20 protein-coding genes, 3 tRNA genes and 3 rRNA genes are annotated in these 22,380 nt (G+C 40.4%); 2 read left to right on the top strand and 24 right to left on the bottom strand.

Annotated elements, in window-relative coordinates; translation table 11 throughout:
• Positions 1-178: 178 nt before the first annotated feature.
• The 9 genes from fusA to rsgA all read right to left on the bottom strand — a co-directional run bounded on the left by fusA (position 179) and on the right by rsgA (position 8,885).
• Entirely contained in the window at positions 179-2,260 is a 2,082-nt protein-coding gene (fusA, locus tag SSAL8618_RS09105; protein WP_002884537.1) for an elongation factor G, read from the bottom strand.
• A 212-nt stretch (positions 2,261-2,472) separates the two neighbouring features.
• Positions 2,473-2,943: a 30S ribosomal protein S7 gene (rpsG, locus tag SSAL8618_RS09110; protein WP_002884746.1), complete on the bottom strand. Its 471-nt coding sequence runs from the start codon at positions 2,941-2,943 to the stop codon at positions 2,473-2,475.
• A gap of 18 nt (positions 2,944-2,961) precedes the next feature.
• Positions 2,962-3,375, bottom strand: a complete 414-nt coding sequence (gene rpsL, locus SSAL8618_RS09115; RefSeq protein WP_002884809.1) for a 30S ribosomal protein S12 — start codon at positions 3,373-3,375, stop codon at positions 2,962-2,964.
• 229 nt (positions 3,376-3,604) lie between these two features.
• A complete protein-coding gene (gene purR / locus SSAL8618_RS09120) occupies positions 3,605-4,420 on the bottom strand; it encodes a pur operon repressor (protein WP_002891918.1) in 816 nt (271 codons plus the stop codon).
• A gap of 93 nt (positions 4,421-4,513) precedes the next feature.
• Entirely contained in the window at positions 4,514-5,455 is a 942-nt protein-coding gene (locus tag SSAL8618_RS09125) for a 3'-5' exoribonuclease YhaM family protein (RefSeq protein WP_002884679.1), read from the bottom strand.
• Positions 5,445-6,719 (bottom strand): DNA recombination protein RmuC, encoded by a 1,275-nt coding sequence (locus tag SSAL8618_RS09130; RefSeq protein WP_014635068.1) that lies wholly within the window; start codon positions 6,717-6,719, stop codon positions 5,445-5,447. The genes SSAL8618_RS09125 and SSAL8618_RS09130 overlap by 11 nt, the downstream gene beginning before the upstream one ends.
• 1 nt (position 6,720) lies before the next feature.
• Complete coding sequence (locus SSAL8618_RS09135; protein WP_002884399.1) at positions 6,721-7,353, bottom strand: thiamine diphosphokinase; 633 nt, start codon at positions 7,351-7,353, stop codon at positions 6,721-6,723.
• A complete protein-coding gene (rpe, locus tag SSAL8618_RS09140; protein WP_002884311.1) occupies positions 7,346-8,005 on the bottom strand; it encodes a ribulose-phosphate 3-epimerase in 660 nt (219 codons plus the stop codon). The genes SSAL8618_RS09135 and rpe overlap by 8 nt, the downstream gene beginning before the upstream one ends.
• Before the next feature lie 7 nt (positions 8,006-8,012).
• Complete coding sequence (gene rsgA, locus SSAL8618_RS09145; RefSeq protein WP_038676801.1) at positions 8,013-8,885, bottom strand: ribosome small subunit-dependent GTPase A; 873 nt, start codon at positions 8,883-8,885, stop codon at positions 8,013-8,015.
• A 136-nt stretch (positions 8,886-9,021) separates the two neighbouring features.
• On the opposite strand from rsgA, the gene SSAL8618_RS09150 reads away from it, so the two are divergent.
• Positions 9,022-9,104, top strand: a tRNA-Leu gene (locus tag SSAL8618_RS09150).
• A gap of 39 nt (positions 9,105-9,143) precedes the next feature.
• Here the strand turns inward: SSAL8618_RS09150 and rsmA are convergent.
• The 5 genes from rsmA to trxA form a co-directional block, all read right to left on the bottom strand.
• Positions 9,144-10,016 (bottom strand): 16S rRNA (adenine(1518)-N(6)/adenine(1519)-N(6))-dimethyltransferase RsmA, encoded by an 873-nt coding sequence (gene rsmA, locus SSAL8618_RS09155; RefSeq protein WP_038676803.1) that lies wholly within the window; start codon positions 10,014-10,016, stop codon positions 9,144-9,146.
• Positions 10,017-10,142: 126 nt separating this feature from the next.
• On the bottom strand, positions 10,143-10,703 hold the full coding sequence (gene rnmV / locus SSAL8618_RS09160) for a ribonuclease M5 (protein ID WP_013991215.1): 561 nt from the start codon (positions 10,701-10,703) through the stop codon (positions 10,143-10,145).
• Positions 10,696-11,472, bottom strand: coding sequence for a TatD family hydrolase (locus SSAL8618_RS09165; protein WP_038677055.1), 777 nt, complete (start codon positions 11,470-11,472; stop codon positions 10,696-10,698). Before SSAL8618_RS09165 ends, rnmV begins: the two co-directional genes overlap by 8 nt.
• Positions 11,473-11,525: 53 nt before the next feature.
• The gene (locus SSAL8618_RS09170; protein ID WP_014635075.1) at positions 11,526-11,957 is read right to left on the bottom strand and encodes a CoA-binding protein; all 432 of its coding nucleotides are present in this window, start codon (positions 11,955-11,957) and stop codon (positions 11,526-11,528) included.
• Between the two features lie 65 nt (positions 11,958-12,022).
• A complete protein-coding gene (trxA, locus tag SSAL8618_RS09175; protein ID WP_002884315.1) occupies positions 12,023-12,337 on the bottom strand; it encodes a thioredoxin in 315 nt (104 codons plus the stop codon).
• Between the two features lie 194 nt (positions 12,338-12,531).
• On the opposite strand from trxA, the gene SSAL8618_RS09180 reads away from it, so the two are divergent.
• Complete coding sequence (locus SSAL8618_RS09180; RefSeq protein WP_022495974.1) at positions 12,532-13,317, top strand: protein-ADP-ribose hydrolase; 786 nt, start codon at positions 12,532-12,534, stop codon at positions 13,315-13,317.
• Between the two features lie 135 nt (positions 13,318-13,452).
• Here the strand turns inward: SSAL8618_RS09180 and tnpA (SSAL8618_RS09185) are convergent, their stop codons facing one another.
• The 10 genes from tnpA (SSAL8618_RS09185) to tnpA (SSAL8618_RS09230) form a co-directional block, all read right to left on the bottom strand.
• Positions 13,453-13,917, bottom strand: coding sequence for an IS200/IS605 family transposase (tnpA, locus tag SSAL8618_RS09185; protein ID WP_038676806.1), 465 nt, complete (start codon positions 13,915-13,917; stop codon positions 13,453-13,455).
• 203 nt (positions 13,918-14,120) lie between these two features.
• Positions 14,121-14,534, bottom strand: a complete 414-nt coding sequence (locus tag SSAL8618_RS09190; RefSeq protein ID WP_022495824.1) for an acyl-CoA thioesterase — start codon at positions 14,532-14,534, stop codon at positions 14,121-14,123.
• A 17-nt stretch (positions 14,535-14,551) separates the two neighbouring features.
• The gene (locus SSAL8618_RS09195) at positions 14,552-14,887 is read right to left on the bottom strand and encodes a DUF6568 family protein (RefSeq protein ID WP_022495825.1); all 336 of its coding nucleotides are present in this window, start codon (positions 14,885-14,887) and stop codon (positions 14,552-14,554) included.
• Between the two features lie 111 nt (positions 14,888-14,998).
• Positions 14,999-15,072, bottom strand: a tRNA-Asn gene (locus tag SSAL8618_RS09200).
• A gap of 5 nt (positions 15,073-15,077) precedes the next feature.
• Positions 15,078-15,193: ribosomal RNA gene (rrf, locus tag SSAL8618_RS09205) — 5S ribosomal RNA — on the bottom strand.
• Positions 15,194-15,276: 83 nt separating this feature from the next.
• Positions 15,277-18,176, bottom strand: a 23S ribosomal RNA gene (locus tag SSAL8618_RS09210).
• Between the two features lie 146 nt (positions 18,177-18,322).
• Positions 18,323-18,395 (bottom strand) — tRNA-Ala (locus SSAL8618_RS09215).
• 54 nt (positions 18,396-18,449) lie between these two features.
• Positions 18,450-19,997: ribosomal RNA gene (locus SSAL8618_RS09220) — 16S ribosomal RNA — on the bottom strand.
• The 16S, 23S and 5S rRNA genes sit together here with 2 tRNA genes alongside, the layout of an rRNA operon.
• A 414-nt stretch (positions 19,998-20,411) precedes the next feature.
• Entirely contained in the window at positions 20,412-21,554 is a 1,143-nt protein-coding gene (tgt, locus tag SSAL8618_RS09225; RefSeq protein ID WP_038676808.1) for a tRNA guanosine(34) transglycosylase Tgt, read from the bottom strand.
• Positions 21,555-21,858: 304 nt separating this feature from the next.
• Positions 21,859-22,323 (bottom strand): IS200/IS605 family transposase, encoded by a 465-nt coding sequence (tnpA, locus tag SSAL8618_RS09230; protein ID WP_038676806.1) that lies wholly within the window; start codon positions 22,321-22,323, stop codon positions 21,859-21,861.
• Positions 22,324-22,380: the final 57 nt, after the last annotated feature.

Below are 22,380 nucleotides of genomic sequence, written 5' to 3' on the forward strand. Positions count from 1 at the left end.
CTCCTTATGAAAATCAAATAAATATAATTTTGAGAGCAAGCTCTCCCTATTGTGAAAAGATTAACTTGAGCGCTTTCAATTCAACCTTTCAACAGTCATATTATATAATTTTTTTTCAAAAAATTGCAAATAGAAAAGGCACTTACTTTCATAAGTACCTTAACTTTATAAGTTCTAATTAAGCTTCACCAGAATTTTTCTTGATGATTTCTTCTTGAACTGATTTAGGAACATCTTCATAGTGGTCAAATACCATCATGAATGTACCACGACCTTGAGTTGCAGAACGAAGTGTTGTTGCATAACCGAACATTTCAGCAAGTGGAACATATGCACGAACGATTTGGCTGTTACCGTGTGCTTCCATACCATCAACACGTCCACGACGAGCTGTAACGTGACCCATAACATCACCAAGGTTTTCTTCAGGAACAGTGATTGTTACAAGCATCATTGGTTCAAGGATAGTTGGTTGTGCAGTCTTAGCAGCTTCTTTAAGTGCAAGAGACGCAGCGATCTTGAAGGCAGTTTCAGATGAATCGACATCGTGGTATGAACCATCGTAAAGCTTAGCTTTGATGTCAACCATTGGGTATCCAGCAAGGACACCGTTAGCCATAGATTCTTCCAATCCTTTTTCTACTGCAGGGATGAATTCACGTGGAACCACACCACCGACGATAGCATTTTCGAATTCGAAACCTTTACCTTCTTCATTTGGAGTAAATTCAATCCAAACATCACCAAACTGACCTTTACCACCAGATTGACGTTTGAAGAATCCACGTGCTTGTGTTCCAGCACGGAATGTTTCACGGTAAGATACTTGTGGAGCACCAACGTTTGCTTCAACTTTGTGTTCACGTTTCAAACGGTCAACAAGGACATCAAGGTGAAGTTCACCCATACCAGAGATAACTGTTTCACCAGTTTCAGGGTTAGTTTCAACACGGAATGTTGGATCTTCTTCAGCGAGTTTTTGAAGACCGATACCCATCTTATCTTGGTCAGCTTTAGTCTTAGGCTCAACCATCAATTGGATAACTGGTTCTGGAACTTCGATTGACTCAAGAATAACTTTAGCTTTTTCATCAGTCAATGAGTCACCAGTTGTAGTATCTTTCAAACCGATAGCAGCAGCGATATCACCAGCGTATACTTGTTCAATTTCTTGACGGCTGTTAGCGTGCATTTGAAGGATACGTCCGATACGTTCACGTTTACCTTTAGATGTGTTCATTACGTATGAACCTGATTGAAGGATACCTGAGTAAACACGGATAAATGTCAAACGACCTACAAATGGGTCAGTCATGATCTTGAAGGCAAGAGCTGCAAATGGCTCATCATCAGATGCTGGACGAGTTTCTTCTTCATCTGTATCTGGGTTGATACCTTTGATTGCAGGGATATCAAGTGGGCTTGGAAGGTAATCGATAACCGCATCAAGCATCAATTGAACACCTTTGTTCTTGAAGGCAGAACCACAAAGAACTGGGAAGAATTCAACGTTGATTGTTGCACGACGGATAGCTGCTTTCAATTCCTCGTTAGTGATTTCTTCACCTTCAAGGTATTTCATCATCAAATCTTCGTCAGTTTCAGCAACTGCTTCGATCAATTTTTCACGGTATTCATTTGCTTGATCAACGTAATCAGCTGGAATATCTTCTTCAAGAATATCTGTACCAAGGTCATTAGTATAGATTTCAGCTTTCATTTTAATCAAGTCAATGATACCACGGAAATCATCTTCAGCACCGATTGGCAATTGGATTGGGTGTGCGTTTGCTTGAAGACGATCGTGAAGTGTGCTTACTGAGTAAAGGAAGTCTGCACCGATTTTATCCATTTTGTTGGCAAATACGATACGTGGAACACCATACTCAGTTGCTTGACGCCAAACTGTTTCAGTTTGAGGTTCTACACCTGATTGTGAGTCAAGAACGGTTACGGCACCATCCAATACACGGAGTGAACGTTGTACTTCGATTGTGAAGTCCACGTGTCCTGGTGTATCGATGATGTTAACGCGGTGACCATCCCATTGTGCTGTTGTAGCGGCAGATGTGATTGTGATACCACGCTCTTGTTCTTGCTCCATCCAGTCCATTTGTGATGCACCTTCGTGAGTTTCACCGATTTTGTGGATTTTACCAGTGTAGTAAAGGATACGCTCTGTTGTAGTTGTTTTACCGGCATCGACGTGGGCCATGATACCGATATTACGAGTTTTTGCAAGTGAAAATTCGCGTGCCATTAGGTTTATTCTCCTATAAATATTTTAGTTTACTTATTTATTATAACATTATTGTCAAAAAACGGATAGGCAGGACCTACCCGTTTTTTCACTAATATTTAACTGGTTTTCAAATGATATGAATAATATTATTTGAATTCAGAGTCAGCCTATTACAAATCCATAATCTTAGCTTATGAATATATGACTGTAATTCAGCTTGAAACTTATGATTACCAGCGGAAGTGTGCAAAGGCACGGTTTGCTTCAGCCATTTTGTGAGTATCTTCACGTTTCTTAACTGATGCACCAGTGTTGTTTGCAGCATCCATGATTTCTTTTGCAAGACGATCTTTCATAGTGTGTTCACCACGCGCACGTGATGCGTTAACCAACCAACGAAGACCAAGAGTTGTACGACGTTCTGGACGAACTTCAACTGGGACTTGGTAGTTTGAACCACCGACACGACGTGCACGTACTTCAAGTACAGGCATGATGTTGTCCATAGCTGTTTCAAATACTTCAAGAGCATCGTTTCCAGTTGCTTCTTTGATTTGCTCGAAAGCATCGTATACGATTGTTGCAGCAGTACCACGTTTACCGTCAAGCATTACACGGTTGATAAGACGTGTAACGATTTTTGAATTGTACAATGGATCTGCCAATACTTCGCGTTTAGGCGCTCTATTTTTACGACTCATTTTATCTTATCTCCCTTCTTATCCTTTAGGACGTTTAGCACCGTATTTAGAACGGCTTTGTTTACGATCAGCTACACCTGCAGTATCAAGTGCACCACGGACGATGTGGTAACGTACCCCTGGAAGGTCTTTTACACGTCCACCACGGATAAGAACAACGCTGTGTTCTTGGAGGTTGTGTCCGATACCTGGGATGTAAGCAGTAACTTCGATAAGGTTGCTCAAACGTACACGAGCGAATTTACGAAGGGCTGAGTTAGGTTTCTTAGGTGTCATTGTTCCAACACGTGTTGCAACACCACGTTTTTGTGGTGAAGATACGTTAGTTTGAACTTTTTTGTGGCTGTTGTAACCAACGTTCAAAGCTGGTGATTTAGATTTTACAACTTTTGATTGACGTGGTTTACGAACCAATTGGTTAATTGTAGGCATCTACATTCTCCTGTGTTTTTTTTATTTTTGGTTGATATGGCACTTGGTGACAGCCCATATCTGTGTGTACTTTTGCAACTTATGTCAGCACGTCTCTGTACACTTTTGAGAGACCAAAAGTAAAAAGTACCGTCTAATATAGTATCATTTTTTGATGATTATTGTCAAGACTTTCTTGTTAAAAAGAAAAAATCATAATCGTTAAATTAGGAATACTATCGTAGATTAATTATTTATCAAAAATATTACCGACTTCAACCTCTACCTTCTGTGCTTTTACATCGATGTCAGAAACAGTAAGTAATGATTTATATTCATGGATATCACGATCGCCTTTAGCATTCTCTGCGAATACAGCTACACCTACTAACTCACTATCAAATTCTGAAAGCAAGCTAATCATACCCGTAATGGTACCGCCACCTTTAAGAAAATCATCGACAATAAGGACACGGCTATTAGGTTTCAAACTACGTTTTGAAAGGAACATCTTTTCAATACGATCACTTGAACCACTAACATAGTTTACCGATACGGTTGAACCTTCTGTAATTTTCAAGTCACGACGAACAATAACAAATGGAATGTTCAAGACATCTGCTACTGCATTTGCTAAAGGAACTCCTTTAGTTGCAACAGTCATAACGGCATCAATTTTTTGTCCTTTAAAGGCACTGGCAATGATACGACCAACATTTTTTAAAATAGACGGTGTACTCAGTAAATCAGATAGGTAGAGATAACCACCTGGTAAGATACGATCACTCTCGGAAAGACGTTTACAAAGATCTTCAACCAGACTTCTTGCATCTTCATCAGAAATAGTCGGTGTAAACATAACCCCACCAGATGCACCAGTTACTGTTTCGATTTCTCCTATTTGACTTTCCTCAAAAGCTTTTTTAATGATAGCAACATCTTCTGAGATTGAAGACTTTGCAGCTTCATAACGCTCTGCAAAGGTGTTGAGGCTTGTCAATTGATAAGGATTATTAATCAGGTAGTTTGAAATAACTACCATGCGCTCACTTCGTTTTAATTTCATATGTTACCTATATTTTCTGTACTTTTTAACTATTATACCATAATACAGCAAAAAACGAACATTTTCATATGAAATGCTCGCTTAATTTCGATTTTAATCAAATTTTGGCTTGTAAAAAGAACGATTATCCATAGCAAAGAGACGATTTGTCATTTCTCCTGGACCTACTAGGTTAAGGGCTGTCGTCATCATCATCATACTGGCATCAAGATTATCAATCATATGAATAATTTCTGCTTCCATAATACGGGGGCGCACTGGACTACCATACTCTAGTTGTCCATGATGGCTGAGAATAACATGACGCAAAACAACGACATCCTCACGCGTATCGTCAATATTGAGCTCCATAAGCACCTTAGTGATTTCTTCATCAATCAAAGCAATATGACCAATCAAGTTTCCACGAACCGTATACTCAGTATTTTCAGGACCAGTAAGTTCAATAACCTTAGCTAAATCATGAAGCATAATTCCGGCAAAGAGTAGACTCTTATTGAGCTCTGGATAAATATCTCCAATGCTGTCCGCTAAGCGAACCATAGTAGCTGTATGATAGGCTAGTCCACTTTCAAAGGCATGATGATTTGTTTTAGCAGCTGGAAAAGTGAAAAACTCCTTATTATACTTTCGATAAAGGGCACGAACAACACGCTGCCAAGTTGCTTCCTCAATCTTGAAAATCATTTGCTCTAGGTATTCGCGTACTTCGGAAGGATTTACTGGTGGTTTCTCTTTGAAATCAGCTGGATCATTTGGCTCACCAAATGTAGGCAAACGTAAGGTAATTTGGTTTACCTGAGGAGTATTATTATAAACCTCTCGACGTCCCTCCATATGCACTACTTTACCTGCGGTAAATTCTTCGACATTATAAGGTTGAGCATCCCATAGGTTGCCTGAAATCTCTCCAGTATCATCCTGGAATGTAAAGGCAATGTAATCCTTTCCTGCTCTTGTCTTACGTACCTCTGCACGCTTAATCAGATAAAAACCTTCAAAATACTCGTCTTTTTTCATTTGATTAATCTTCATGCTTGTCCTCGTTTTCTAATCGTGGTAAATCCAACAAACTTTGTGTCGCACTGTCTTGATAGGTTTCAATTGTATCAAGAGCTCTAACAATTGCCCTACTCCTTGTGTTGAGAAGACTATCGACGGTTTTACTTGCTGTATTCAATTGTTTCTGAGCTTTAGCTAACATATCTCCAAACCTGCTAAATTCTAGTTTGACGTTACCTAAAATCTTACTAATATCATCCGCATTCTTTTGAATATTCAAAGTTCTAAATCCTACAGACAATGAATTCAAGAGTGCTGATAAGGTTGACGGCCCTGCGATAACAATATTCTCTTCGCGACGAAGGGCGTCAAAGAAGGCTGGTTGGCGTACTACCTCAGCATAAAGTCCTTCCGTCGGCAAAAATAATATACCAAAATTTGTGGTTTCAGGTGGGTTAAGATACTTCTTGTTAATATCCTTTGCAAATCGCTTAATACTAGTCAAAAGTGACTTACGGTGATTCTCAATCTCCTCTTTATTACCAGACTCATAAGCATCTTCCAGACGATAGTAATCTTCCAAAGGAAACTTAGAATCAATGGGAAGGTAGATATATTCATCTTTATGGTTTCCTGGCATTTTGATTGCATATTCAACTCGTTCACTTGAACCTGATACCGTAGGAAATTCTCGCTCGTACTGATTAACAGTCAATATGTCTTCAATAATTTGCCCTAATTGAAGCTCTCCCAAAATACCTCGTGTTTTTGTATTTGAAAGGACCTTGTTAAGACTTCCAACATCCTTGGCTACATTTTTCATTTCCCCCAAGCCCTGGTTAACCGACTCTAATTGTCTTGAAACCGTCTCAAAAGAGGCTTGTAAACGTGTTTGTAAGGTTTGCTCAAGTTTCTCTTCAACTGTCTGACGCATTTGTTCCAAACGTTTCTCATTGGAATCCTGCATATCTTTAACAGCTTTGGTTAAGCTTTGGTTTATTTGCTCAAGGCGTTGGTCGGAACGGTCTCGATTATCAGACAAATTTTGATGTAAAACCTCTCGGATATCTGTCAACTGTTGATATAGTTCCATCTGCAATTGGTTCAATTGCTTTGTCGTTTCCAGTTGATTTGTCTTAGCAAAAGATTCCAATTGAAACGAAACTTGATCTGAAAGATTATCTGCATTTTCTTCCAAACTCTTATTAATCTGTTCTTTTAACTCCATATTCTTCAAGAAAAGAGCAATAAGAATCCCCAAGCTTAATAAAGTTAAAAGTGTAAGTAGATAGATCATACTAACTCCTATCTTTAGTCTGGATGACAATCACATATCCATTTGGCACAAGCACTTGAATCGGACCATCAACGAATTCATTGCTAGAATAGATTTTCTTCTGGAAATAATTCATACTAGTTAATTCGTATTTTGCTCCCAAAATCGTCAGTTCTCCATCTCCTTCATGTAAAAAAGAAACATATGTCATTCCGGGTTCTGGTAAAACTTTATGACTTCCTTCTGGATAATAAGTAATCTTATTTTGCTTATCTCGCAAACAGATACGCCTCATAAAAGGAGCTAATTCAGGATCGCTGACCAAAAATATATTTGATAACATATGATCAATTCTGCCACCAAAAGCACCAAAAATAGTTACTTCCGCCTCAGGATATAGCTGAAATATAATTTTTAGGGCTAACTCTGTATCCGTATCATCCTTTTCAGCTGGAGCAATCATACAATCTTTGGCAGCTGATTGAATCATCTCTAACTCTGACCGAGATACTGAATCAAAGTCTCCGACAGCCAAATCAAGAGGTAAACCTAACTCCAACAAACGTAAGCACGCACGATCCACCCCAACAAAATAATCAAAATCGGTAGCGAACCACTCTAGCTCACCACCGACAAATAAAGCTATTTTAGGCATCGATAGCATCACGAAGCGTTTGAACTTGCGCTGTCAAATCAGGATTTTTGAAGAGGTAAGAGCCCGCTACAAAAACATTAGCCCCCGCCTTGGCACATGCTGCAATAGTGTTGTTATCTACACCACCATCAACTTCAATATCGAATGAATAGCCACCTTTTTCACGAAGCTCCACAACACGCTCTACTTTAGACATCATTTCTGGAATGAACGCCTGACCACCAAAACCTGGATTTACAGTCATGATAAGTACTTGATCCACTAAATCAAGTACAGGAATAAGTGCCTCAACTGGGGTTCCAGGATTAATCACAACACCTGCTTTCATACCAGCAGCTTTGATTTTCTGGAGGGCACCATGGATATGCTTAGTGGCTTCAACATGAATGGTCATGATATCTGCACCAGCTTGTGCATAGGCATCCACATAACGCTCAGGATCAACAACCATAAGGTGACAATCAAAAACTAACTTGCTATGTTTACGCATGCTAGCAACCACATCTGCTCCCCAACTGATATTAGGAACAAATTGACCATCCATAATATCAATGTGAACATACTCCGCACCTGATGCATCAATACGAGCTAGTTCTGAAGCAAAATTAGCGTAATCAGCAGCTAGGATAGAAGGAGCAATTTTATATGACATGAGAGACCTACTTTCTTTTTACAGTTTTTTTATATGTTTCACGACGATTTTCAATTTCACTTAAAAATTGAAGGTAATTATCATAACGGACTTGCCAGATCTGGCCATTTTCAACCTCATCCTTAACAGCACAAGAAGGCTCATGGGTATGAGTACAAGAACGGAATTTACAGCCATGACTAGCTTGACGGATTTCCGGAAAAGCTTCACTCAAGTCCTCTGCATTATCCACTTCATAATCTAGCGAAGAGAATCCTGGTGTATCAGCAATCTTCCCACCATGAACGTCATAAAGACTTACAGCCCTTGTAGTATGACGTCCACGACCTAGACTGTCTGAAATCTCACCTGTTTCTATATGTAACTGTGGGGCAATACGGTTCAACAAGGTTGATTTTCCAACACCTGTCTGTCCCATAAAGACTGTTATTTTATCAGTCAAGAGCGGCAATAGTTCTTCCAAACTGAAGATAAAATCAAAACCAATTTTTTGATACTGTTTTTGAATAGCTTTCATTTCTGAATCATCTTCAACCAAGTCCATCTTAGAAATATAGATTACAGGCTTTATATTTTTATGCTCTAGTAAAACCAAAAAACGGTCCAAAAGATTACTGTTAAAATCCGGTTCCTTGGCAGACATAATAACCACAGCCTGATTTATATTGACAATGGGTGGACGCACTAAACTATTGATTCGTTGACCAATTTTAAGGATATAACCTTCTGAATTTTCCTCTGCTGAAAATTCAACAAAATCTCCAACATAAGGTGTTTGTCCTTTTTTTCTAAAATTTCCTCGTGCACGCGTCTGGTATACAACACCATCATGCTCTACATAATAGAAACCTGCCAGTGCTTTGATAATTCTTCCTTGCAAGTGAACTCCTCATTCGTTTAATAGCCCTATTATATCACAAATTAGAAAGCTTTTCTGGAACAAAAAAACGGATCTTCCATTTCCCATGGGCCTCCTTGCATTTTCAATAGATTGCAGTATAATAGGCATATCATCTGCGGAGGTGGTGGAATGGCAGACACGCATGCTTCAGGCGCATGTGCTTTTTCAAGCGTGAGGGTTCAAATCCCTCTCTCCGCATAGCTAAAAATCCCACTGAATCTCAGTGGGATTTTTGAATTATAGGCCTGCTTCTCTCAAAGCATCTGATAAGTGTGCAAAATCAGAAATAGATAAAGCCTCTCCACGAATAGAAGGTTTTATATCTGCAATTTCCAAAGCCTGCTCAAGTTTGGCTTTCACTTCCTCAGATTTACCAAAATGATTTGTTAAATTATTCCACAATGTCTTACGACGATGGACAAAGCTAGCCTTAGCCACTCGGAAAAGGAAATCCTCATCTTTAACTTCAACCAACGGTTGTTCACGACGCGTCATCTTCAAAATAGCTGAGTCAACATTAGGGGCTGGTACAAAGACTGTACGAGGGACAATGAATGCCACTTTAGCGATCATATAATACTGAACAGCAATTGATAGAGAACCATAAGCCTTACTATTAGGCTCTGCAGAAATACGGTCAGCGACTTCTTTTTGCATCATAACGACAAATTCTGCAAAAGGAATCTTACTCTCAATCAAATGCATCAAGATTGGCGTCGTAATATAATATGGCAAATTGGCTACGACCTTAATTGGTAGTTCTGGATTTTTAAATTCTTTTACTCGTGTCTGTAAATCCGCCTTGAGAACATCTTCATTAATCACGTTAACATTATCATGATCACGTAATGTATCCTCCAAAATCGGAACCAATCGATCATCAATTTCAAAAGCCATAACTTCCGCAGCATTTTCAGCCAAGAATTCTGTTAATGCTCCAATACCAGGTCCAATTTCAATTACATTGACATTTTTATCAATCTCTGCCGTATCAACAATTTTTTGTAAAATATTTGTATCTGTTAAGAAGTTCTGTCCGAAAGACTTCTTAAAGGTAAAGCCATGGCGTTCAAGGACAGCCTTGGTCACGCTATAATCTGCAATTCTCATTTATTCTCTTTTCTTATTAATTTCACGATTTTTATATTTGGACAAAAAATAGGTCCAAATTCTTAATTATCCCAACCTCTATAATAAGCTACTTAATAGCGATTTGATTTTAAGATTACTGGTAGTCTAATAATTTGACATAGCCTCTTCCAGCTCCTCTAGAGTGATTCCAAACAATTCCAAACGTTTTAGAAGCTGCTTTCCATTGCAATAACCAATACGAAGCGCCTCGCCCAAATATTCTCGACGCTTTCGACTATCTGCTCCCATTAGTAGTCCTAACTTCATAAGATTTGATTTACTAATATCAAACTGATTATCATCATCGTAACTACCTAGAACTCCAGATAAGGCCTTTTGAAGATCCTCAAAACTCGCATGCTCAACACCCAATGAACGACCTTTAGTCTTAGATTTTGGTGTTGCTTCCCCACGGTTTAAAAAAGCATGCTTTGCTGTCGGAACAGCTTCCATGATGATTTTACGGATACGTTCACCATTATAGTCTGGATCAGTAAAAACAATCACCCCGCGTAAATCATTAAGCTTATTGATACGCTCTAAGTCGTCTTCATTGATAGCAGAGCCTCTAGTCTCATAGGTATCCACCTCATAAAAGCGTCTCAAATTTGCAGTATCATCCTTACCTTCTACCACGATGACTTCTTGAATTTTTATTTTATTCATCCAGCCCAAAAATCCTCATCGCATTATTATAAGTAGCCCTAGCAACCTCTTCACTTGTTAAACCACGAAGCTCAGCAATCTTGTCTACTACGTAACGTGTATAGCCTGTACGATTCTCTCGACCACGTTTGGGAACGGGTGCCAAATACGGTGCATCCGTTTCAACCAGAATCTTATCTAAAGGTAACTTCTGAGCAGCTTCTTGGACATCCAAAGCTTTCCTAAAAGTTACAACACCTGAAAATGAAATCATCATTCCAAGATCAACAAATTTTTGAGCCATCTCTAGGGATCCTGAGTAGGAGTGCATAATCCCCCCACGAGGACCAACACCAACTTCTTTAATAACAGCGTAAGTATCCTCGAGTGCATCACGTGTATGGACAACAAAAGGTAGATTGTGTTTCTTTGACAAAGCTATTTGACGCTTAAAGACATCAATCTGAATCTCTTTAGGATCTTCCATCCAATAATAATCCAAACCGATTTCTCCAAGTGCCACTACTTTGGGATTATCCAATTGTGATACAATCATATCCTCAATTTCCTGAGAATAGGACCCTGCTTCCGTAGGATGCCATCCAATCGTACTATATAGTTGATCATACTTCTCTGATAGTGCTAAAGATTTATCAATTGTTGGCTTATCAAAACCAACAATATTCATTTTAATAACACCTAGTTCAGCTGCAAAATCTATTTCTTCTTGTTCTTTTCCTGCAAAATTATCCACATTAAGGTGGGTATGCGTATCAAAAATTTCAATCATAGGTCTATTATAACAAAAACGAGCGAGCATAGCTCACTCACCTTTTCATTTTATTAAACAAAGAGTCGCATATATTCTATCTTTGTACAACGATTCATTACAATATCCTGTCTATTCGCTTGACGAAGAATAGTCTCAGCCTCCTCATTCTCAAGACCAATTTGACTCCAAAAAACTTTTGCATCTGTCTCAAGAAAATCATAAGCAACATCTGGTAAAAACTCACTTCGTCTAAATACATCAACAATATCAATCGAAAATGGGATATCTTTAAGATAAGCATAAACATGCTCTCCAAGAAGCTCCTGGCCTTCTAGTTTGGGATTTACTGGTATGATACGATAACCAGCAGCTTGTAGAAAATGAGCAACCTGATAAGATGCTGCCTCCTTGCGATGAGATAAACCAACAATTGCAATCGTCTTTGCCGATTTTAAATAAGATTCTATAACCTCAGCACTAGGATTTTGAAATGAATAAGACATATGACTCTCCTCGTCGTTCGAATAAACTAAAAATAAAAATCCCTAAACGGGACTGTGACAATTAGTTAGCTAAGCTCTGCAACGATAGCTTTAATTTGTTCTTTTGTATGTACACCTGCAACTTGCTTAACAACCTCACCATCTTTTTTGAAGAGTAAAGTTGGAATAGACATGATTCCAAACTTCTGAGCTGTTTCTGGGTTCTCATCAACATCAATTTTAACAATCTTAAGTTCATCTTCTGAAATTTCTTCAGAAAGTTGCTCAAGAATTGGTGCTTGCATCAAGCAAGGCCCACACCAAGTTGCCCAAAAGTCAATCAAAACGAGTCCTTCAGCTGTTTCTTGTTCAAATGTAGCATCTGTTACTACTTGTGTCATATATTCATCCTCCTAGACATTATAAAACTTTTGTAGACTTATTCTATATGATTCTAAAGGCCATTGCAAGAATTTGACACATACATAAAAAATTCTTATCAAATATTAGTCATTGCCTATCATAGACATCACTTGCTCACAGCCTATCTTGGGAGTATAATAATAAAAAACTATAAAAATAGAAATGAGTAAATATGGATAAAGATGCAATGATTACCTATCTCATAGGTGAACTCAAAAAAGAAAATCTAGAATTACATGATTTGATTATCCCAGAAGAACTCGAGGAAAAGCAAAAGCTTCTCAGAGCGCTTTTTAATACACGTAAACCAATGGCAGCATCAACACAATTTCTGACAATACAAGACCTTTACCTACAAGTTAGGAAAGGGGAACGTGGATTTGTACAACTCAGTTCACTCCAGCCCATCCCTCAAGATGATCGAATCTACCTCTGGAAGGGTGATATTACAAGACTCGAAGTAGACGCAATCGTAAATGCAGCTAATAAAACCTTACTAGGATGTATGAAACCACTTCATGATTGTGTAGATAATGCTATTCATACATATGCAGGTGTTCAGTTACGCCAAGCTTGTTTCGAACTCATCTTAGAACAAGGATACGAAGAACCCGTTGGCATGGCTAAAATCACCCCAGCTTACAATCTTCCTTCTGCCTTTGTCATTCATACTGTAGGTCCGAAAATAGTAGACCAACCAACACAAATTGATGAAGATCTTTTAGCAAAAAGTTATCTTTCAGTATTAGCACTAGCTGAGAAAAATAACATTGAATCAATTGCTATTCCATGTCTATCAACTGGGGATTTCAATTTTCCAAAACAAAAAGCTGCCAAAATCGCCATTCAAACAGTCAAAACCTTTATTGATGAGTCAAGTATAATAAAAAAAGTTATATTTAACGTATTTGATGATGAAAATTTAGCAATTTATCAAAAACTGCTTGCTGAATCATAACCACCCGTCTAACGGGTGGTTTGATCAAGGGCTATAAGCCCATAATACCAGCCAGCGCCTAAAGACGCTGGCTTTCACTTTGTTCAAGCCTTATTGCTTTTGACTCGTCACAAGCCTCTCAAAGAGGCATTCGCATTACTTACCATTATCCCTAAAGGGATTTTCATATTCTTTAACGCTTAATTTGTCCAAAACGATATCATGCTTCTCTTGTTCCTGGATATATTTCTTAATTGTGGCTTCATTAAGTCCTACCGTACTTACATAATATCCTTCTGCCCAAAAATGTCTGTTCCCAAATTTATATTTTAAATTGGCGTGTTTATCAAACATCATTAAGGCACTTTTACCTTTTAAATATCCCTTAAAACTAGCTACACTCATTCGTGGTGGAATACTTACTAACATATGGACATGATCTGGCATTAAGTGGCCTTCTATTATTTCAACGCCTTTATATTGGCATAGTCTGTGAAAAATCTCTCCCAGACTACTCCTATATTGATTATAGATTATTTTTCGTCTATACTTAGGTATAAATACAATGTGGTACTTACACATCCATTTTGTATGTGATAAACTGTGACCTTTTTGCGCCATAGTCTCAACTCATTTCGTTTTACAATTGGCTTGAACACCTATATTGTAACTCGTTTGGAGTGTTTTTGTTATGACGGTATAACCTTCGATGCGCACCCGCATAGCGGGTGGTTTATTTGTTTCGCACCTTCGGAGCGAAACGGACTTAAAGTCACATAAAATAAATAAAAAAGAAGAAAATCATTTTGATTTTCTTCTTTTTTTTATTGCATAACTGACTGCTCTTTTAAAAGATTAAAAAATGAGGGATAATCTCTTTTAAGATTAACAAAACCACCATCCTTAGATAAGAAACTATGTTCGGAAACAGCTGTACAAACAGAAACACCATTCTGATTTACCATATGGTATACAAAAGAAAGTTTAGCAGATTTAACACTTTTAACATTAATCTCAATAGAAATCTCATCTGCAAAAGTAGAAATAGCTTTATAGTCACAGGAAATTGAAGTAACAGGAGAGATAATTCCCTCCTCTTCAATTTTTTCATAAGGCCAACCTATCTCTCTTAGAAAAAAAGTTCTAGCCTCTTCCATCCATCGTACATAATTGGAATGATGAGTAATACCCATTCGATCTGTTTCATAATACTGGACCTCGTGTTTACAAATAAACATAAGAACCTCCAAAAAGATTAAGAAATAAAATCTAAAATGTCATCCTCAGAAAGAGAAGAGTCACAAACAACCTTAGCAGTTCCATTTTCTGAAACAAAGAGGGCTGGAACAGTAGCAATACCATATCTTTTACGTAAAGCTTGAATATCTTCAAGTTCTTCACTATTTTCACTATTAATATAGAAAATAGTAAGATTTGAATTACGTGCAACATTAGATAATTTAGGTTCAAAAAGTTGACAATATGGACAAGAAGGACGGCCAATAAATAAAATAAACTTATCTGTAGAAGAAATTTTATCTTTAGCAGTAGTAACAGAAATAGGTGTAAACGCTGATGCAAAATTCGACATAATAATACCTCTCAAATAAAATATAATCATATCATATCTGAAATTTAGAGTTTTAACAAGTAAATAACTTAACAAAAAAAGCTAGACCTACGTCCAGCAATAAAACCTATACTCCGCCAGTAGGACTCGAACCTACGACATCATGATTAACAGTCATGCGCTACTACCAACTGAGCTATGGCGGATAAACGCTAAGCGACTACCGTATCTAACAGGGGGCAACCCCCAACTACATCAGGCGTACTAGGGCTTAACTTCTGTGTTCGGCATGGGAACAGGTGTATCTCCTAGGCTATCGTCACTTAACTCTGAGTATTCTCAACTCAAAATTGAATATCTATACTGTATCAAGAAACCAAATCGTTGTCAATATGTCTCAGTTACTTTCTTTGGATAAGTCCTCGAGCTATTAGTATTAGTCCGCTACATGTGTCACCACACTTCCACTTCTAACCTATCAACCTGATCATCTCTCAGGGCTCTTACTGATATAAAATCATGGGAAATCTCATCTTGAGGTGGGCTTCACACTTAGATGCTTTCAGCGTTTATCCCTTCCCTACATAGCTACCCAGCGATGCTCTTGGCAGAACAACTGGTACACCAGCGGTAAGTCCACTCTGGTCCTCTCGTACTAGGAGCAGATCCTCTCAAATTTCCTACGCCCGCGACGGATAGGGACCGAACTGTCTCACGACGTTCTGAACCCAGCTCGCGTGCCGCTTTAATGGGCGAACAGCCCAACCCTTGGGACCGACTACAGCCCCAGGATGCGACGAGCCGACATCGAGGTGCCAAACCTCCCCGTCGATGTGAACTCTTGGGGGAGATAAGCCTGTTATCCCCAGGGTAGCTTTTATCCGTTGAGCGATGGCCCTTCCATGCGGAACCACCGGATCACTAAGCCCGACTTTCGTCCCTGCTCGAGTTGTAGCTCTCGCAGTCAAGCTCCCTTATACCTTTACACTCTGCGAATGATTTCCAACCATTCTGAGGGAACCTTTGGGCGCCTCCGTTACCTTTTAGGAGGCGACCGCCCCAGTCAAACTGCCCGTCAGACACTGTCTCCGATAGGGATAACCTATCTGGGTTAGAGTAGCCATAACACAAGGGTAGTATCCCAACAACGCCTCACTCGAAACTGGCGTCCCGAGGTCATAGGCTCCTACCTATCCTGTACATGTGGTACAGATACTCAATATCAAACTGCAGTAAAGCTCCATGGGGTCTTTCCGTCCTGTCGCGGGTAACCTGCATCTTCACAGGTACTAAAATTTCACCGAGTCTCTCGTTGAGACAGTGCCCAAATCATTACGCCTTTCGTGCGGGTCGGAACTTACCCGACAAGGAATTTCGCTACCTTAGGACCGTTATAGTTACGGCCGCCGTTTACTGGGGCTTCAATTCATACCTTCGCTATTGCTAAGCACTCCTCTTAACCTTCCAGCACCGGGCAGGCGTCACCCCCTATACATCATCTTACGATTTAGCAGAGAGCTGTGTTTTTGATAAACAGTTGCTTGGGCCTATTCACTGCGGCTGACCATAAGTCAGCGCCCCTTCTCCCGAAGTTACGGGGCCATTTTGCCGAGTTCCTTAACGAGAGTTCTCTCGCTCACCTGAGGCTACTCGCCTCGACTACCTGTGTCGGTTTGCGGTACGGGTAGAGTATAATTAACGCTAGAAGCTTTTCTCGGCAGTGTGACATCACTAACTTCGCTACTAAACTTCGCTCCCCATCACAGCTCAATGTTATAGATATAAGCATTTGACTCATATCACACCTCACTGCTTGGCCAGACACTTCCAATCGTCTGGTTTAGTTAGCCTACTGCGTCCCTCCATCACTATATACTCTAGTACAGGAATATCAACCTGTTGTCCATCGGATACACCTTTCGGTCTCTCCTTAGGTCCCGACTAACCCAGGGCGGACGAGCCTTCCCCTGGAAACCTTAGTCTTACGGTGGACAGGATTCTCACCTGTCTTTCGCTACTCATACCGGCATTCTCACTTCTATGCGCTCCAGCACTCCTCACGGTACACCTTCTTCGCACATAGAACGCTCTCCTACCATACCTATAAAGGTATCCACAGCTTCGGTAATATGTTTTAGCCCCGGTACATTTTCGGCGCAGGGTCACTCGACTAGTGAGCTATTACGCACTCTTTGAATGAATAGCTGCTTCTAAGCTAACATCCTAGTTGTCTGTGCAACCCCACATCCTTTTCCACTTAACATATATTTTGGGACCTTAGCTGGTGGTCTGGGCTGTTTCCCTTTCGACTACGGATCTTAGCACTCGCAGTCTGACTGCCGATTATATCTCGTTGGCATTCGGAGTTTATCTGAGATTGGTAATCCGGGATGGACCCCTCACCCAAACAGTGCTCTACCTCCAAGAGACTTAACATCGACGCTAGCCCTAAAGCTATTTCGGAGAGAACCAGCTATCTCCAAGTTCGTTTGGAATTTCTCCGCTACCCACAAGTCATCCAAGCACTTTTCAACGTGCCCTGGTTCGGTCCTCCAGTGAGTTTTACCTCACCTTCAACCTGCTCATGGGTAGGTCACATGGTTTCGGGTCTACGACATGATACTAATGCGCCCTATTAAGACTCGGTTTCCCTACGGCTCCGTCTCTTCAACTTAACCTCGCATCATATCGTAACTCGCCGGTTCATTCTACAAAAGGCACGCTCTCACCCATTAACGGGCTCGAACTTGTTGTAGGCACACGGTTTCAGGTTCTATTTCACTCCCCTCCCGGGGTGCTTTTCACCTTTCCCTCACGGTACTGGTTCACTATCGGTCACTAGAGAGTATTTAGGGTTGGGAGATGGTCCTCCCAGATTCCGACGAGATTTCTCGTGTCTCGCCGTACTCAGGATACTGCTAGGTATAAAGACTATTTCGAATACGAGGCTATTACTCTCTTTGGCCTACCTTCCCAGGTAGTTCTTCTATAATCTTTAAGTCCACGTTGCAGTCCTACAACCCCGAAGAGTAAACTCTTCGGTTTGCCCTCTTGCCGTTTCGCTCGCCGCTACTAAGGCAATCGCTTTTGCTTTCTCTTCCTGCAGCTACTTAGATGTTTCAGTTCACTGCGTCTTCCTCTACATTACCTTAACAGTAATGAGTGACAGGCATTACCTGCCGGGTTCCCCCATTCGGACATCTCTGGATCATTGCTCACTTACAGCTCCCCAAAGCATTTCGTCGTTAGTCACGTCCTTCATCGGCTTCTAGTGCCAAGGCATCCACCGTGCGCCCTTATTAACTTAACCTTATTTTGGTCTTTCGACCTAACTCATTAAATATTCACAGCGTTTCGGTTTATTTTCTTGTTACTATCTATATGTATTTAATTACATATGGAATTTGATATAGATATTCAATTTTCAATGGACAATACTTGAATCTTTCGATTCAATGGAGCCTAGCGGGATCGAACCGCTGACCTCCTGCGTGCAAAGCAGGCGCTCTCCCAGCTGAGCTAAGGCCCCACAAGACCTCTCAAAACTAAATAAGAAACTCAAGTACATTCCGTTTTTCCTTAGAAAGGAGGTGATCCAGCCGCACCTTCCGATACGGCTACCTTGTTACGACTTCACCCCAATCATCTATCCCACCTTAGGCGGCTGGCTCCAAAAGGTTACCTCACCGACTTCGGGTGTTACAAACTCTCGTGGTGTGACGGGCGGTGTGTACAAGGCCCGGGAACGTATTCACCGCGGCGTGCTGATCCGCGATTACTAGCGATTCCGACTTCATGTAGGCGAGTTGCAGCCTACAATCCGAACTGAGATTGGCTTTAAGAGATTAGCTTGCCGTCACCGACTCGCAACTCGTTGTACCAACCATTGTAGCACGTGTGTAGCCCAGGTCATAAGGGGCATGATGATTTGACGTCATCCCCACCTTCCTCCGGTTTATTACCGGCAGTCTCGCTAGAGTGCCCAACTGAATGATGGCAACTAACAATAGGGGTTGCGCTCGTTGCGGGACTTAACCCAACATCTCACGACACGAGCTGACGACAACCATGCACCACCTGTCACCGATGTACCGAAGTAACTTTCTATCTCTAGAAATAGCATCGGGATGTCAAGACCTGGTAAGGTTCTTCGCGTTGCTTCGAATTAAACCACATGCTCCACCGCTTGTGCGGGCCCCCGTCAATTCCTTTGAGTTTCAACCTTGCGGTCGTACTCCCCAGGCGGAGTGCTTAATGCGTTAGCTGCGGCACTGAATCCCGGAAAGGATCCAACACCTAGCACTCATCGTTTACGGCGTGGACTACCAGGGTATCTAATCCTGTTCGCTCCCCACGCTTTCGAGCCTCAGCGTCAGTTACAGACCAGAGAGCCGCTTTCGCCACCGGTGTTCCTCCATATATCTACGCATTTCACCGCTACACATGGAATTCCACTCTCCCCTTCTGCACTCAAGTTTGACAGTTTCCAAAGCGAACTATGGTTGAGCCACAGCCTTTAACTTCAGACTTATCAAACCGCCTGCGCTCGCTTTACGCCCAATAAATCCGGACAACGCTCGGGACCTACGTATTACCGCGGCTGCTGGCACGTAGTTAGCCGTCCCTTTCTGGTAAGCTACCGTCACAGTGTGAACTTTCCACTCTCACACTCGTTCTTGACTTACAACAGAGCTTTACGATCCGAAAACCTTCTTCACTCACGCGGCGTTGCTCGGTCAGGGTTGCCCCCATTGCCGAAGATTCCCTACTGCTGCCTCCCGTAGGAGTCTGGGCCGTGTCTCAGTCCCAGTGTGGCCGATCACCCTCTCAGGTCGGCTATGTATCGTCGCCTAGGTGAGCCGTTACCTCACCTACTAGCTAATACAACGCAGGTCCATCTTGTAGTGGAGCAATTGCCCCTTTCAAATAAATGACATGTGTCATCCATTGTTATGCGGTATTAGCTATCGTTTCCAATAGTTATCCCCCGCTACAAGGCAGGTTACCTACGCGTTACTCACCCGTTCGCAACTCATCCAAGAAGAGCAAGCTCCTCTCTTCAGCGTTCTACTTGCATGTATTAGGCACGCCGCCAGCGTTCGTCCTGAGCCAGGATCAAACTCTCATTAAAAACTTTAATAATTGTTCGAGCGTTAACTCATTACCGTCGTCTGACGATTTATTCTTGTAAATTGACAGGTTATAATTCTTCTATCATAACCCTGCACTTGGTTTCTTATTCAGTTCTCAAAGGTCTTTGTCTCTCTTAAGACAACTTCTATATTCTAGCAAATCTAGAACACCTTGTCAACACTTTTTTGAAGTTTTTTTACTTCTCGTGTCTGCTGTCTCTCGCGAAACAGCTTATTTATAATATCATCTCTGGCCTGTCTTGTCAATAACTTTTTTAAAGTTTTGGAACCTTTTCAAGTTTGTGGCAAGTCAGTTAAGACAACTTTTATATCTTAACACCCAAATCAATGCTTGTCAATAGGTTTTTTCAAAAAAATAAAGCAGTACAATCGTGTACCGCTAAATAAGTCATCTAAAAATTTCTTTTACTTGACTTGTAACCATACTTTTCTATAAAGTCTTGGCGGAACTCAAGTAAATTGTCATCTACAATAGCTTGTCGGACCTTGACCATTAAATTTACCAAGAAGTAGAGATTATGATAACTTGTCAGGCGAATTCCAAACGTTTCATCTGCTTTCAACAAATGTCTCACATAAGCACGTGTGTAATTCTTACATGTATAACAATCACACTCAGGATCTATAGGGCTAAAATCTTCTGCATACGCCGCATTTTTAACCACGAGACGTCCTTGACTCGTCATACAAGTTCCGTTACGAGCAATTCGTGTTGGGAGAACACAATCATACATGTCAACGCCACGAATAACACCGTCAATCAAACTATCTGGTGCCCCTACCCCCATAAGATAACGTGGTTTATTCTCAGGAAGCAAAGGTACAGTAAAGTCTAGAACCGCATTCATTTCTTCATGAGTTTCTCCTACTGCAAGACCTCCAATTGAATAACCTGGAAAATCCATGGAAACCAAATCCTGTGCAGACTGTCTGCGAAGATCTTCAAAACCTGCTCCCTGTACGATTCCAAAAAGACCTTGGTCATGTGGACGACGATGTGCTTTCAGCCCTCGTTCTGCCCAACGACTTGTACGTTCAATAGAATTTTTCACATAGTCGTATGGTTGGTAAAATTGAGGGCATTCATCAAAACTCATCATAATATCCGAACCGAGATTGTTCTGAATCGCGATCGCTTTTTCAGGAGATAAAAACATCTTACTTCCATTAAGGTGATTTTTAAAGGTTACACCTTCTTCCGAGATATTTCGTTTTTCGGCCAATGAATATACTTGAAAACCACCGCTATCTGTAAGAATCGCTTGGTCCCAATTCATGAATTTGTGGAGTCCTCCAGCTTTAGCCACAAGCTCGTCACCAGGTCTTAGCCATAAATGATAGGTATTGGCCAAAATAATTCCTGAACCCATCTGTTTTAATTCTTCAGGAGATTGCGTTTTTACTGTAGCTTGGGTACCTACAGGCATAAACATCGGTGTTGGAAAAGTTCCATGAGGCGTGATAATTTCCCCCAGGCGTGCTCCTGTGTGTTTTTCTTTCTTTATAAGACGATATTTAATAGGAAAATCAGTCATTTATACTCCTTACATTAGGAAAAACAGTCCTAAGTATTTTTTAGTAAGTGGTCATTATCCACAACCGCTTTAGTTTATCAAAAATTACAAGAATTGTCAGCTCTATATTTTCAAACTTTTGGATGAATAACATCAAACATCAACACTATCATTTATAGCAAAATCATAACCACCCGTCTAACGGGTGGTTTGATCAAGGGCTATAAGCCCATAATACCAGCCAGCGCCTAAAGACGCTGGCTTTCACTTTGTTCAAGCCTTATTGCTTTTGACTCGTCACAAGCCTCTCAAAGAGGCATTCGCATTACTTACCATTATCCCTAAAGGGATTTTCATATTCTTTAACGCTTAATTTGTCCAAAACGATATCATGCTTCTCTTGTTCCTGGATATATTTCTTAATTGTGGCTTCATTAAGTCCTACCGTACTTACATAATATCCTTCTGCCCAAAAATGTCTGTTCCCAAATTTATATTTTAAATTGGCGTGTTTATCAAACATCATTAAGGCACTTTTACCTTTTAAATATCCCTTAAAACTAGCTACACTCATTCGTGGTGGAATACTTACTAACATATGGACATGATCTGGCATTAAGTGGCCTTCTATTATTTCAACGCCTTTATATTGGCATAGTCTGTGAAAAATCTCTCCCAGACTACTCCTATATTGATTATAGATTATTTTTCGTCTATACTTAGGTATAAATACAATGTGGTACTTACACATCCATTTTGTATGTGATAAACTGTGACCTTTTTGCGCCATAGTCTCAACTCATTTCGTTTTACAATTGGCTTGAACACCTATATTGTAACTCGTTTA

The organism is Streptococcus salivarius, assembly GCF_000785515.1.
Taxonomy (GTDB): Bacteria; Bacillota; Bacilli; order Lactobacillales; family Streptococcaceae; genus Streptococcus; species Streptococcus salivarius.